Origin of the sequence: Rathayibacter sp. Leaf185 (assembly GCF_001423885.1) — a bacterium.
GTDB lineage: Bacteria > Actinomycetota > Actinomycetes > Actinomycetales > Microbacteriaceae > Rathayibacter.
In genome coordinates this window covers 618,218-630,895 of the sequence record NZ_LMPP01000002.1, presented here as the reverse complement: position 1 = coordinate 630,895, position 12,678 = coordinate 618,218, and the positions used below count along the sequence as shown (strand labels likewise).

Genomic DNA, 12,678 nt, shown 5'->3' with positions numbered 1-12,678 from the left:
CTTCTCGAGCGCGCCCTCGCGCGCGCCGCCCACTCTCCGGAGGAACACGATGACCGCTGCACCCCCCACCACCGCACCCGCACCGACCACCGACTCCGGCCTCACCCGCCGGCCCGGACGCTGGATCGACGGCTGGAACCCCGAGGACCCGGCGCAGTGGGAGGCGGAGGGGCGCTCGGTCGCCGGCCGCAACCTGCGCTGGTCGATCTTCGCCGAGTTCCTCGGCTTCGTCGTCTGGCAGCTCTGGTCGGTCGTGGTCGTCCAGCTGCCCGCGGCCGGCTTCGACTTCACCACCGGCGAGATCTTCTGGCTGATCTCGATGCCGAGCCTGGTCGGCGCGACGCTCCGGATCCCCTACACGTTCATGGTTCCCCGCTTCGGCGGGCGCAACTGGACGATCGTGTCGGCGGGCCTCCTGCTCATCCCGAGCATCGGCCTCGCGCTCGCGGTCGGCGACCCCGGGACGCCGTTCGGCGTGATGCTCGCCGTCGCGGCGCTCGCGGGCTTCGGCGGCGGCAACTTCGCCAGTTCGATGGCGAACATCACCTTCTTCTACCCTCATGCCCAGAAGGGCTACGCGCTGGGGCTCAACGCCGCCGGCGGCAACCTGGGCGCCTCCGTCGCACAGCTGATCGTGCCGATCGCGATCACCCTCGGTGCCGCCGCGACGCTCAACCTGCCGCTCGCGGGCTGGATCTGGGTGCCGCTGATCGTCGTCGCGATGATCGGCGCATATAAGCGGATGGACAACCTCTCGGCCGCGAAGGCCGACGTCGCCGCCTCCCTCGCCGCACTGCGCGAACCGCACCTGTGGCTGCTCGCCGTGCTCTACATCGGCACGTTCGGCTCGTTCATCGGCTTCGCGGGCGTGTTCCCGAAACTCATCGCCGACATCTTCCCCGAGTACTCGAGCTTCGCGGTCGGCTCGGCGACCCTGACCCTGGCGTTCCTCGGTGCGCTCGTCGGATCGCTCGCCCGGCCCTACGGCGGCCGGCTCGCCGATCGCTTCGGTGGTGCCCCCGTGACCATCGCGGCGTTCATCGCCATGGGCGCCGGCATCCTCGGCGTGATCGCGACGCTGCCGATGGCGAGCTTCTGGCTGTTCCTGCTCGGCTTCCTCGTGCTCTTCGCCGCGGCCGGCATCGGCAACGGCGCGACCTACCGGATGATCCCCACGGTGTTCGCCCTCCGTGCCCGCGAGAAGGGCGGCGACGGCGTCGGCGCCCAGCGCACCTCCGCCGCGGCTCTCGGTCTCATCTCGGCGATCGGCGCCTACGGCGGCTTCGTGATCCCTCAGCTGCTCGGCTACTCGAAGACGACCTTCGGCGACTACACGACGGCCCTGGGCTGGTTCGTCGGCGCCTACACGGTGATGCTCGCCATCACGGCGGGCGTCTACCTCCGCCTGGCCGCGAAGACGGGGACCCGGATCTGACGATGGTGAATGCGCCCGCCCCGACCGATTCCCACTGCCCGTACTGCGCCCTGCAGTGCGCGATGACGCTGACGCCGACCGACGGCGCGACTCCGGTGAGCATCGCGGGCCGGGAGTTCCCGACCAACCGGGGCGGGCTCTGCACCAAGGGCTGGACCGCCGCCGAGCTGCTCGCCAGTGGTCAGCGGCTCCGCGCGCCGCTGATGCGCGGAGCCGACGGCGGGTTCGTCGAGGTGTCGTGGGCGGCGGCGCTCGACGCGGTCGCGGAGGCGGTCCTCGGTACCCGCGAGCGGCACGGCGCCGACGCGGTCGCGGTGTTCGGTGGCGGCGGTCTGACCAACGAGAAGGCCTACCAGCTGGGCAAGTTCGCTCGGATCGCGCTCGGCACCTCGCGGATCGACTACAACGGCCGGTTCTGCATGTCGTCGGCCGCCGCTGCCGGCAACCGCGCCTTCGGAGTCGACCGCGGCCTGCCGTTCCCGGTCACCGACCTCGACGAGGCCGACACGATCCTCCTGCTCGGCTCGAACGTCGCCGCGACCATGCCGCCGTTCCTGGCGCACCTCGCCGGCGCGCGCTCTCGCGGCGGTCTCGTGGTCGTCGACCCGCGCCGCTCCGCGACCGCCCGGCTCGCAGAGGACGGCGCCGGCACTCACCTGCAGCCCGCCCCCGGCACCGACCTCGCGCTGCTGCTGGGGCTCACGCACCTGGTGCTCGCCGAGGGCCTCGCCGACACCGCCTACCTCGCCGAGCGAACGACCGGGTTCGACGCGGTGCGGCGCAGCGTCTCGTCGTGGTGGCCCGAGCGCACCTCCTCCGTCACCGGAGTGCCTGCCGAGCTGCTGCGGCGCACCGCGCGGCGACTGGCCGAGGGGCGCTCGTACGTGCTCACCGGCCGCGGCGTCGAGCAGCACGTCGACGGCACCGACACGGCGACGGCCGCGATCGATCTCGCCCTGATCCTGGGCCTCGTGGGCCGACCGGGATCCGGCTACGGAACCCTCACCGGCCAGGGCAACGGGCAGGGCGGGCGCGAGCACGGGCAGAAGGCCGACCAGCTGCCGGGCTACCGCTCGATCCGCGATCCGGAGGCGCGTCGCCACGTCGCGGAGGTCTGGGGCGTCGATCCCGCCGTGATCCCGGGCGCGGGGCTGCCCGCCGTCGCGCTGCTCGCCGAGCTCGGCCGCTCGGTGCGCTGCCTGCTCGTGCACGGCTCGAACGTGGTGGTCTCGGCGCCCGACGTCGACGCGGTGCGCGCGGGGCTCCGATCGCTCGACACGCTCGTCGTGTGCGACTTCTTCCTCTCGGAGACGGCGGCACTGGCCGACATCGTGCTGCCGGTGCCGCAGTGGGCGGAGGAGGAGGGGACGATGACCTCGCTCGAGGGGCGCGTGCTGCGCCGGCGGAAGGCTCTCGAGCCGCCCGCCGGCGTCCGCAGCGAGCTGTGGATCCTGAGCGAGCTGGCCCGGCGCCTCGAGGCGCCGGGCGTCTGGTCGACGGACCCCGCCGAGGTGTTCGACGAGCTCGCCCGCGCCTCCGAGGGCGGTACGGCCGACTACTCCGGCCTCTCGCACGCGCTGCTCGACACCGGAGTCGCGGCCTACTGGCCGTATCCGGCGGGAAGCACCGGCACTCCGCGGCTCTTCGGCGAGCGCTTCGGGCACCCGGACGGCCGGGCGCGGCTGGTGGCCGTGACTCCGCGCACCGCCCCGGTGACCGATCGCGGCGACGAGCTGACGCTGATCACCGGCCGCTACCTGCAGCAGTACCAGTCGGGCACGCAGACCCGCCGCGTCGCCGAGCTCGACGCCGCGCGACCCGAGGCCCGCCTCGAGATCCACCCCGCGACCGCCTCGCGTCTCGGCGTGGCCGACGGCTCGCGCGTCGCCGTCGGCAACGGCCGCGGAGTCGTGCGGGCGCGGGCCGCGGTGACGGCCGACATCCGCCACGACACGGTGTTCCTGCCGTTCCACTACGCGGGCGAGCAGTGCGCCAACCTGCTGACCGAGGCGGTCGTGGATCCGATCTCCTCGATGCCCGAGTTCAAGCGCACGCGCGTCTGGGTCCGCGCGGAGGAGACCACTGATGCCTGAGCCGCTCCGGATCGTCCTCCTCGGCTACGGACCGGTGGGCGCGCGTCTCGTCGAGGAGCTGCTGCCTGCCGTCCGCTCGGGCTCCGTCGCACTGACCGTCGTCGGTGCCGAGCGCGACGACGCCTACAACCGGGTGCTGCTCGCCGAGTACGCCGTCGGCCGCGCCTCCCGCGAGCGCCTCGACCTCGGCGACCGGGTCGCGGCGGAGGAGGCGGGCGTCGTCTTCCGACTCGGCACGGCCGCCGTCGGGCTCGACCGCGCGCGCCGCAGCGTGCGGCTGCACGACGACGAGCGCCTCGCCTACGACCGGCTCGTCTTCGCGACCGGCGCCCGCGCCAACGTGCCCACCCTGGCCGGGATGGAGCGGGCGCGGCGCGATCGTCGCGCGCGCTCCGCCTCCCCCGAGGTCCTCGACCGCGGCGAACGCGCGCTGCCCGAGCGCGTCGTCGCCCTCCGCGAGCTCGACGACGCGCACGTCGTCCGCGACGCCGTGCGCTCGGGGTCGCGCATCGTCGTGCTCGGCGCGGGCGTGCTCGGCATCGAGTTCGCGCTCGCCGCCGCCGAGCAGGGCGCCGACGTGGTCGTCGTCTATCACGGCGACATCCCGATGGGGCGCAACCTCGATCACGGGGGCGGGCGGATGCTCGCCGCGGCCGCGCGCGCCGCCGGCGTCGACATGGTGTCGCACGCCCGCTCCGAGAGCATCCTGCTGGCCCACGACGAGCTCGGACGCGCGCACTTCCAGGCGCTGGTCTGCGCCGACGGCAAGCAGATCGAGGGTGATCTGCTGGTGCTCTCGTGCGGGGTCGGCGCCCGGATCGAGCTCGCGGCGAGCGCCGACCTCGCGGTGTCGACCGGGATCCTCGTCGACGAGCACCAGCGCAGCTGGAGCGACCCCGACGTCTTCGCGATCGGAGATTGCGCTCACGTCGCTCCGCGCGGCTCGGCCCTCCCCGACGGCCGTGTGCCCGGCGGCCCCAGCGGCCTGATCGGCCCGGGCTGGCAGCAGGCCGACCGCCTGGCCGCGCGACTCCGGGCGGAGGCGGAGGGCCGCGCCGCGGACGACCGCGTGCCCGAGCAGCGCCGGGCCGTCGTGATGCTGAAGGCCGAGGGCGTCGACCTGGTCGCGGGGGGCGACGCCTCGGCCGAGCCGTGGGATGCGGTCCCGCACTCCTCCGGCTGTGCCGAGCACGCCGAGGTGACCGTCTGGGCCGACCCCGCGCGCGGAAGCTACGCCAAGCTCGTCACCGTCGGCGGCGTGCTGAGCGGCTTCGTCTCGGTCGGCCTGCCCCGCGCCGGAGCCGAGCTGACGCTCCTGTTCGAGCGCGGGTCCGAGCTGCCGGCCGATCGCTCGAGCCTGCTGCGTCTCGACGCACCCGACGCCGGAGCCGCGCCCACCGGCGATCCGCTCGCCCCCGACGCCACCGTCTGCTGGTGCAACGGCGTCTCCTCCGCCGCCATCACCGCCTCGATAGCCGACGGCGCCGAGACGGTCGCGTGCGTGGGTGCCGCGACCCGCGCCGGCACCGGCTGCGGGGGCTGCACCGGCCGCATCTCGGAGCTGCTGGCCCGGTCGGCCGTGCCCGCCTGAGGCGTTGTCAGGCGGGGTCGACGGCCTCCGCGAGCCGGCGGGTGACCGCGCGCAGCTCGAGCTCGGCCCCGCGGAGGCGCTCCTCCATCAGCTCGGCACGCTCGTCGGCCGCGGCGAAGAGGGGCGGAGTGGCGCCGAGCGCCTCCTCCGTCGACTCGCGCCACGAGGCGACCGCGTCGCGCAGCTCGCCCGTCGTCGCGCGGACGCCGTCGAGCTCCTCCCGCACCGCCGCGAGCTCCTCCCGCACCGCCGCGAGCTCGCCCCGCAGCGCCGCGGTCTCCGCCCGCACCGCCTCGGTGCGCAGCCGCGCCTGCTCGAAGTACGGCGCGATCAGCCGGTGCACCGCCTCGCGCAGTGCCGCACCGCCCCGGCCGAGGCGGGTCGGCACGGAGCCGGGTGCCTCGAGGTAGTCGTGATCACTGGTCATCGTCGTCGTCCCGTCCGGACAACCGGCGGTGGAGCAGATCCATCGCCCGGTGGTCCTTGTCCATGATGTCGGCCTCGATGCCGGTGTCGGCCGTGCGCTCGCCGAGCCCCGGCCGGCTCCTCCGCTCGAGGGAGCGCTCGAGGAGGTCGACGGAGTGCTCGAACGAGAGCGGACCACGCGCGGCGGCCCGTCCGCGCCTCCCGAGGCCCTCGAGGTCGACCGCTCCGGAGACCACGTCGCGCATCGCCGAGAGCAGCGACGCCGTCGAGCGGGTGATCTTGAGGCAGTCGACCCCGTCGATCAGGAACTCGGCGACGCCGCTGGACGCCGTCACGATCGGCACGCAGCCCGCGGCGGCCGCCTCGACCGGAGCGACTCCGAACGCCTCCCCCGCCCAGGTCGGGAAGAGGAACGCATCGGCCGTCTCGTGCGCCGCCAGCACCTGCTCGCGCGGCGTGGCCCCGTGGAACTCGACGAGGCCGTCGAGCCCCGCCTCCGAGGCCCGCGCGCGGTAGCCGTCGACGTCGCCGTCGCCGTAGAGGTCGACACGGAAGTCGCGGGTCTCCTCCGAGAGGAGCGCGGCCGCCTCCAGCACCAGTCCCACGCCCTTGTGCTCGCCGAGCGACGCCGCGAAGGTGAACCGCGTGATCCCGCCCTCGCGGTACCGGCGGGACTCACCGGAGTCGGGCGGCACCGTCACGCCGCGACCGATCACCTCGACCTCTCCCAGCTCGAGCCCGCCCGCCTCGATCGCGTCGACGAGGGAGCGGCTGACCGCCACGATCTCACCGCGGTCGAAGTGGTCGGGCGCATCGGCTCCGTAGACCTGCAGGACGCGCTCGGGGAGCCCGTCGACGAGGCCGTTCGGGATCCGGTCGCCCAGGTTCCACATCCACCCGGCGTCGACCGTGCGCAGCAGATCGATCAGGGCGAGCCCGCCGAGGCCCAGCAGGTTGAACGCCACCACGTGGGTCGGCGCGAAGTCCCGCAGCTCCTCGAGCAGGATGCGGGTGTTCTCGAACCGTGACACCGCGCTCTCGTGGTGCATCAGCTGCAGGAGCTCGCCGCCGGTCTGCGGCAGCGGGAAGTAGGTGCGCAGCCCCAGCGTCCGGTGCACCTCGACCGGCGACGCCTCGGGAGGCAGGTACGTCGGCGTGGTCAGGACCCGCACGGCGTGACCGCGCGCGGCCATCGCCTCGGCCACGCGGGCGCAGGTCATCTCGTAGCCACCCAGGACCTGGGGCGGGTAGAGGTTGCTGAGGAAGAGGAGTCGCATCGGAGCGGTCATGAGATCTCTCCTCGAGCGTCGGCGGCGATGCGCTCGGTGACGGCCGGGGTGTAGGTCGCGCCGGCCTGGCGGTCGTTGCCGCCGTCCCAGTAGTTGACGAGGTAGAGCCCTGACTGCTGCGTCCGGGGCACGAACGGGAACAGCTCCGCCTCCGGCTGGATCTGCGCGACCCGATAGCCCGCGTCGACGGCGCGCACGTGCAGCCAGATGTCGTCCGCGTCGGGGGCGACCTCGCGGAACGCGTCGCCGTGCGCGGCCACCGCCTCCATCAGCTCGCTCGGGAAGAGCTGGCCCGAGACCGAAGTGCCGAAGACGTCGAATCGCGCGCGGGTGTCGGCGACAGGGCGCCAGCTCGTGTACGGCGCGACGACCCCGTCGACGACCGCGACCCGGTGCGCCCGGTAGCAGAGCACCGTCTCGCGCGGGTACCGCGCCCGGGCGTCGAGCAGTCCGCGGAGCCAGTGCCGCGGGTAGACGATGTCGTCGTCGGAGGTGACCAGGTCGCGTTCGCCCGCCCGCCCCGACAGCAGATGCGGGTAGTACTTGGTGTGCACGCGGTGGCCCTCGACGAGGCGGATCTCGAGACCCCGGCGGCGGAGGCGCCGCAGACTCACGGGCAGTGCAGCGACGAGCGCCGGGTCGTCGAGCCAGAGGACCAGACGGGCCGGGCGGGCGGAACCGCGTGCGATCGACTCGAGGGCGACGTGCACGCGGTGGATGCGCTCGCCGTGCGTCGTCATCGTGACGACGACCTCGCCGTCGGGGTCGGTCACGGCTCGGCGCGAGAACCGGTTCGCGAGCTCGAGCATCAGCAGCTCACGGCGGAACGCGAGCGAGCCCGGGTGGTCGATCGGCCGAGCCGCGACGGCGGCGGCGCGCCGCTCGAGCAGACGGGACCGCAGAGCGAGGATCCGCGTCCGCGGGCGCACTCTCCGGCCGAGCGCGGCGAGCCGGGTGCGAGGCCGGAGACGGCGGCCGAGCGCGGCGAGGGCGGGATGCATCGATCCAGGATAGTCAGGACGCCCTGGACGCCCGGTGTCGCTCAGTCGGCGTCGACCGTCGCATACGCGCGCACCGGGAAGGTCCCGAACCCGCGCACCTTGGGCGGGACCGCCGTGAAGCGCGCGCCGGTGGGCGGCAGCCCCTCGAGCCCGGTCAGGTGCTCGACCACGTGCACTCCGGCGCCGAGGAGGAGGCTGTGCGCGGGCCGCGCGCCGCCCGCCTCGGTGTCGTCGATGTTGAGCGAGTCGATGCCGACGAGCACGGCGCCCGCCGACACGAGCGCCGCCGCCCCGTCCTCCGTCAGGTACGGGGCGCCGTGGCCGTAGGCCGGGGTCGCGAAGTGCGCGTCCCAGCCCGTCGAGAGCAGCACCGCGCAGCCGCGGACATCGAGCCCCGCGAACGCCTCCGCGCCGATCGCCCGGTCGCTCCGGCGCGCATCGACGACGACCGCCGGCAGGTCGACGAGCGTCTCCAGCTCGAGGTCGGCCAGATCACGACCGCCCTCGTAGCGGTGGTACGGGCTGTCGAGGTACGTGCCGGTGTTGCCGAGCATCTCGATGACGTCCATCGCGAACTCGGTGCCGGGCGCGTAGGCGGCGCGCGACGCCTGCCGGGTGAGATGCGGGCGGATGCGCGGCGCGGGCAGACCCGGGTAGGTCACCAGGCCGTCCGCGACGGTGTGGCTGAGATCGACGAGACGGCGCGCGGAGGAGGTCATGCCCCGATCCTGGCAGTGGCAGAATCACCGCGTCCCGCGAAGAACTGCCACATCGCGCCGGGATCAGGACACGCGCCTCCGCTACTTCTTCGGCAGCGCCGCCGCGAGGTCCGCGATCAGGTCGTCCGCGTCCTCGAGGCCGACCGACAGGCGCACCAGCGACTCCGACACCTCGAGCGGCGTGCCCTTCACCGAGGCGTGCGTCATCTCGCTCGGATACCCGATCAGCGACTCCACGCCGCCGAGCGACTCGGCGAGCTGGAACAGCTTCGTCGACTCCGCGAACCTGCGTGCCGCCCGCGGCGTCGCCAGCTCGACCGACAGCATCCCGCCGAAGCCCGACATCTGGCGCTTGGCCAGCTCGTGCCCCGGGTGGCTCGGCAGCCCCGGGTAGTAGACGGCCGTGACCGCCGGGTGCTCCACGAGGTACTCCGCGACCGCGAGGGCGTTCTTCGAGTGCCGCTCCATCCGCACCGAGAGGGTCTTGATACCGCGGACGGTCAGCCACGCGTCCATCGGCCCCGAGATCGCGCCGACGGCGAACTGGAGGAAGCCGATCTTCTCGGCCAGCTTCCCGGCCCGCAGCGCCAGCGCGCCGCCCACGACGTCGGAGTGCCCGCCCAGGTACTTGGTCGTCGAGTGCACGACCACGTCGGCGCCGAGCGCGAGCGGCTGCTGCAGAGCGGAGGAGGCGAAGGTGTTGTCGACGACCACGATCAGGTCGTGCGCGTGGGCCAGGTCGGCCAGCTCCGCGATGTCGCTGACGGTCATCAGCGGGTTCGACGGCGTCTCGACCCAGAGCATCTTGGTCTCGCCGGGGATGATCGCGTGCTGCACCTCGCGCAGGTTCGACATGTCGACGGCGGTGTTGCGGATCCCCCACGCCCCGTGGACGCGGTCGATCAGACGGTGGCTGCCGCCGTACGCGTCGTTGCCGAGCACGATGTGGTCGCCGGGAGCGAGCGCGGCGCGCAGCAGCGTGTCCTCGGCGGCGAGACCGGAGGAGAAGGAGTAGGCGACGTCGGCGCCCTCGAGCGAGGCGATCAGCTCCTGCAGCGAGTCGCGGGTCGGGTTCGCCGAGCGCGCGTACTCGTAGCCGCCGCGGAAACCGCCGATCCCGTCCTGGACGAACGTCGAGGTCATGTAGACGGGCGGGACGACCGCGCCGGTCGTCGGGTCGAACTCCTGACCGGCGTGGATGGCGCGGGTGTCGAAGTGCTGCTTCTTGGGCATGGCTGCGTGCTTTCCGGGTAGGGGGTGAGGAGGAAGGGCGCCGGTCAGGCGGAGGCGTACGAGAGCAGGTCCTGCCGGGTGATCACGGCGACCGGCTTGCCCTCGTCGGTGACGAGCAGGGCGCTGACCTCGGTGAGCGCCGTGCGCGCCGCCGAGATGCTCTCGCCGAGTCCGATCAGGGGCAGCGAGTCGCCCGAGGAGGCGCCGAGCGGATCGGTCATCGCCGCCTTCCCGCTGAACACGCGATCGAGCAGCTCGCGCTCGTCGACCGCTCCGACGACCTCGCCCATCACGACGGGCGGCTCGGCGCTCAGCACCGGCAGCTGCGAGACCCCGTACGTGGTCATGATCTCGATCGCGTCGCGCACGGTGTCGCTCGGGTGCGCGTGGACGAGCGCGGGCAGCTCGCCGATCTGCGGATTCGCGGCCCGCGCGCGGAGGACGTCGCGGACGGTGCCCTCCTCCGGCCGCTCGAGGAAGCCGTAGGAGCGCATCCACCGGTCGTTGAAGATCTTGCCGAGGTAGCCGCGCCCGCCGTCGGGCAGCAGCACGACGACGACGTCGTCAGGGCCCAGGTCGGCCGCCGCCTTGAGCGCGACCGAGACGGCCAGGCCGCTCGAGCCGCCGACGAGCAGCCCCTCCTCGCGGGCGAGCCGCCGGGTCATGGCGAACGACTCCGCGTCGCTGGAGGCGATGATGCGGTCGACGACACTCGGGTCGTAGGCGCTGGGCCAGAAGTCCTCGCCGACGCCCTCCGTCAGGTAGGGCCGGCCGCCACCGCCCGAGTAGACCGAGCCCTCGGGGTCGGCGCCGACGATCTGCACGCGGCCGTCCGAGACCTCCTTGAGGTAGCGCCCGACTCCGCTGATCGTTCCGCCGGTGCCGACGCCCGCGACGAAGTGGGTCAGGCGCCCGGCGGTGTCGCGCCAGATCTCGGGCCCCGTGGTCTCGTAGTGGCTGAGCGGACCGTTCAGGTTCGCGTACTGGTTGGGCTTGAACGCGCCGGGGATCTCGCGGGCGAGACGGTCCGAGACGGAGTAGTAGGAGTCCGGGTCGTCGGGGGCGACGGCCGTCGGCGTGACGACGATCTCGGCCCCGTAGGCCGTCAGCACATTGCGCTTGTCCTCGCCGACCTTGTCGGGCAGCACGAAGACGCAGCGGTAGCCGCGCTGCTGCGCGACGAGCGCGAGGCCGATGCCGGTGTTGCCGCTCGTGGGCTCGACGATCGTGCCGCCGGGCTTCAGCAGACCGTCGCGCTCGGCCGCGTCGATGATGCGGGTCGCGATGCGGTCCTTCGACGAGCCGCCGGGGTTGAGGTACTCCACTTTGACCAGGACGGTCGCCTGCACCCCCGAGGCGGTCGGTCCGAGCTTGACCAGCGGGGTGTCGCCGATCAGGTCGAGCACCGAATCGGCGTAGGCCATCCCGGTCTCCGGGCGTGCTGGCAGGGCGCGATCGAGGGTCATACGGCCAGGGTACCAACCGGTTCAGAGCGTATGACGGGAGCGCTGAGCACAGCTTCGGCCGGGTCCCGCGAGGTGCTGTCGCCGCGATCCTGAGTGCCCTATCGTGGGGGTCCGCGAGCGCTGCCGCTGAGAACGGAACGGACCCCGAATGACCTCACCGATCGCCGCACCGCCGCGGCGTCCGGCCGATGTGCACCTCCTGCGCCTGCTCGGCCCGGCGATGGTCGCCGGAGTCGCCTACCTCGATCCGGGCAACGTCGCCAGCAATATGACGGCGGGCGCCCGCTTCGGCTATCTGCTGGTCTGGGTGGTCGTCCTCGGCAACCTGATGGCGTGGCTGATCCAGTACCTCTCGGCCAAGCTCGGCCTGATGACGGGCAGGAGCCTGCCCGAGCTGCTCGGCGAGCGCCTCCGCGGCCGGTGGGGACGGCGGGCGTACTGGCTGCAGGCCGAGACCGTCGCGATGGCCACCGACCTCGCCGAGGTGATCGGCGGCGCGATCGCGCTCAACCTGCTCTTCGGCCTGCCGCTGCTCGTGGGCGGCCTCGTGACCGGGGCGGTGTCGCTCGCCCTCCTCCTCGTGCAGACCCGCGGAGGCGCGCAGCCGTTCGAGCGCGTCATCACACTGCTCATGGTCCTCATCGCCATCGGCTTCACCGTGGGCGTGGTCGTCGACCCGCCCGATGCCGGCTCCACCGTCGCCGGCCTCGTCCCGCGGTTCGAGGGCTCGGAGTCGGTGCTCCTCGCCGCGTCGATCCTCGGCGCGACCGTCATGCCGCACGCGATCTACGCGCACTCGGCCCTCGCCCGTGACCGGTTCGGCCGTATCGACGGCGTCGGGGCCCGGCGGAGGATCCTCGTCGCCACGCGGATCGACGTCACCATCGCGCTCGCGATCGCGGGCACCGTGAACCTCGCGATCCTCCTCCTCGCCGCGCACTCGCTCTCGGGTGTCGCGGGCACCGACAGCCTCGAGGGCGCGCACGCCGCGATCGGAGCCGCTCTCGGCCCCGTGGTGGCGACGCTGTTCGCGGTCGGCCTGCTCGCCTCCGGACTGGCTTCGACCTCGGTCGGCGCCTACGCCGGAGCCGAGATCATGCACGGGCTGCTGCACGTCCGGGTACCGCTGGTCGCGCGGCGCCTCGTCACGCTGATCCCGGCCCTCATCGTGCTGGCGATCGGCTTCGACCCGACGCGGGCGCTCGTGCTGAGCCAGGTCGTGCTGTCGTTCGGCATCCCGTTCGCGCTGGTGCCGCTGGTGATCCTCACCCGTGACCGCAGCCTGATGGGCGACCAGGCCAACCGCTGGTTCACCACCCTCGGCGCGACCCTCGCCGCCGCCTTCCTCATCGTCCTGAACGGCCTGCTCCTCTGGCTCACCTTCGCCCCCTGACCCCGGCGTCGGTCCGCTCGGGGCGGGCGTTG

General features: G+C 73.3%; 10 protein-coding genes. 4 read left to right on the top strand and 6 right to left on the bottom strand.

The window, feature by feature from the left end; translation table 11 throughout:
* Nucleotides 1-49: 49 nt before the first annotated feature.
* From ASG06_RS10330 to ASG06_RS10320, 3 genes are read left to right on the top strand one after another with little or no spacing between them, the layout of a single operon-like run.
* Nucleotides 50-1,435 (top strand): MFS transporter, encoded by a 1,386-nt coding sequence (locus ASG06_RS10330; protein WP_056041710.1) that lies wholly within the window; start codon nt 50-52, stop codon nt 1,433-1,435.
* Nucleotides 1,436-1,437: 2 nt separating this feature from the next.
* Complete coding sequence (locus ASG06_RS10325) at nt 1,438-3,528, top strand: molybdopterin oxidoreductase family protein (protein WP_056041708.1); 2,091 nt, start codon at nt 1,438-1,440, stop codon at nt 3,526-3,528.
* Complete coding sequence (locus ASG06_RS10320; protein WP_056041706.1) at nt 3,521-5,119, top strand: FAD-dependent oxidoreductase; 1,599 nt, start codon at nt 3,521-3,523, stop codon at nt 5,117-5,119. The genes ASG06_RS10325 and ASG06_RS10320 overlap by 8 nt, the downstream gene beginning before the upstream one ends.
* A 7-nt stretch (nt 5,120-5,126) precedes the next feature.
* On the opposite strand, the gene ASG06_RS10315 is transcribed toward ASG06_RS10320, so the two are convergent.
* From ASG06_RS10315 to ASG06_RS10290, 6 genes are all read right to left on the bottom strand, one after another.
* Nucleotides 5,127-5,546, bottom strand: coding sequence for a hypothetical protein (locus ASG06_RS10315; RefSeq protein ID WP_056041704.1), 420 nt, complete (start codon nt 5,544-5,546; stop codon nt 5,127-5,129).
* Entirely contained in the window at nt 5,536-6,834 is a 1,299-nt protein-coding gene (locus ASG06_RS10310; RefSeq protein ID WP_056041702.1) for a glycosyltransferase family 4 protein, read from the bottom strand. The genes ASG06_RS10315 and ASG06_RS10310 overlap by 11 nt, the downstream gene beginning before the upstream one ends.
* Nucleotides 6,831-7,835: a hypothetical protein gene (locus tag ASG06_RS10305; RefSeq protein WP_056041700.1), complete on the bottom strand. Its 1,005-nt coding sequence runs from the start codon at nt 7,833-7,835 to the stop codon at nt 6,831-6,833. Before ASG06_RS10305 ends, ASG06_RS10310 begins: the two co-directional genes overlap by 4 nt.
* 41 nt (nt 7,836-7,876) lie before the next feature.
* Nucleotides 7,877-8,554 (bottom strand): cyclase family protein, encoded by a 678-nt coding sequence (locus tag ASG06_RS10300; RefSeq protein WP_056041698.1) that lies wholly within the window; start codon nt 8,552-8,554, stop codon nt 7,877-7,879.
* 81 nt (nt 8,555-8,635) lie between these two features.
* Nucleotides 8,636-9,787: a cystathionine gamma-synthase gene (locus ASG06_RS10295; RefSeq protein ID WP_056041696.1), complete on the bottom strand. Its 1,152-nt coding sequence runs from the start codon at nt 9,785-9,787 to the stop codon at nt 8,636-8,638.
* Nucleotides 9,788-9,831: 44 nt separating this feature from the next.
* Entirely contained in the window at nt 9,832-11,211 is a 1,380-nt protein-coding gene (locus ASG06_RS10290) for a cystathionine beta-synthase (protein ID WP_056041695.1), read from the bottom strand.
* A gap of 190 nt (nt 11,212-11,401) precedes the next feature.
* Between ASG06_RS10290 and ASG06_RS10285 the strand changes: the two genes are divergently transcribed.
* Nucleotides 11,402-12,646: an Nramp family divalent metal transporter gene (locus ASG06_RS10285; RefSeq protein ID WP_056041693.1), complete on the top strand. Its 1,245-nt coding sequence runs from the start codon at nt 11,402-11,404 to the stop codon at nt 12,644-12,646.
* Nucleotides 12,647-12,678 lie beyond the last annotated feature (32 nt).

Bases quoted from the DNA above. Each gene is read 5' to 3' on its own strand.
- ASG06_RS10285 (WP_056041693.1), top strand. From the start codon at position 11,402: ATGACCTCACCGATCGCCGCACCGCCGCGGCGTCCGGCCGATGTGCAC.
- ASG06_RS10295 (WP_056041696.1), bottom strand. From the start codon at position 9,787: ATGCCCAAGAAGCAGCACTTCGACACCCGCGCCATCCACGCCGGTCAG.
- ASG06_RS10320 (WP_056041706.1), top strand. From the start codon at position 3,521: ATGCCTGAGCCGCTCCGGATCGTCCTCCTCGGCTACGGACCGGTGGGC.
- ASG06_RS10325 (WP_056041708.1), top strand. From the start codon at position 1,438: ATGGTGAATGCGCCCGCCCCGACCGATTCCCACTGCCCGTACTGCGCC.
- ASG06_RS10300 (WP_056041698.1), bottom strand. From the start codon at position 8,554: ATGACCTCCTCCGCGCGCCGTCTCGTCGATCTCAGCCACACCGTCGCG.
- ASG06_RS10315 (WP_056041704.1), bottom strand. From the start codon at position 5,546: ATGACCAGTGATCACGACTACCTCGAGGCACCCGGCTCCGTGCCGACC.
- ASG06_RS10330 (WP_056041710.1), top strand. From the start codon at position 50: ATGACCGCTGCACCCCCCACCACCGCACCCGCACCGACCACCGACTCC.
- ASG06_RS10305 (WP_056041700.1), bottom strand. From the start codon at position 7,835: ATGCATCCCGCCCTCGCCGCGCTCGGCCGCCGTCTCCGGCCTCGCACC.
- ASG06_RS10290 (WP_056041695.1), bottom strand. From the start codon at position 11,211: ATGGCCTACGCCGATTCGGTGCTCGACCTGATCGGCGACACCCCGCTG.
- ASG06_RS10310 (WP_056041702.1), bottom strand. From the start codon at position 6,834: ATGACCGCTCCGATGCGACTCCTCTTCCTCAGCAACCTCTACCCGCCC.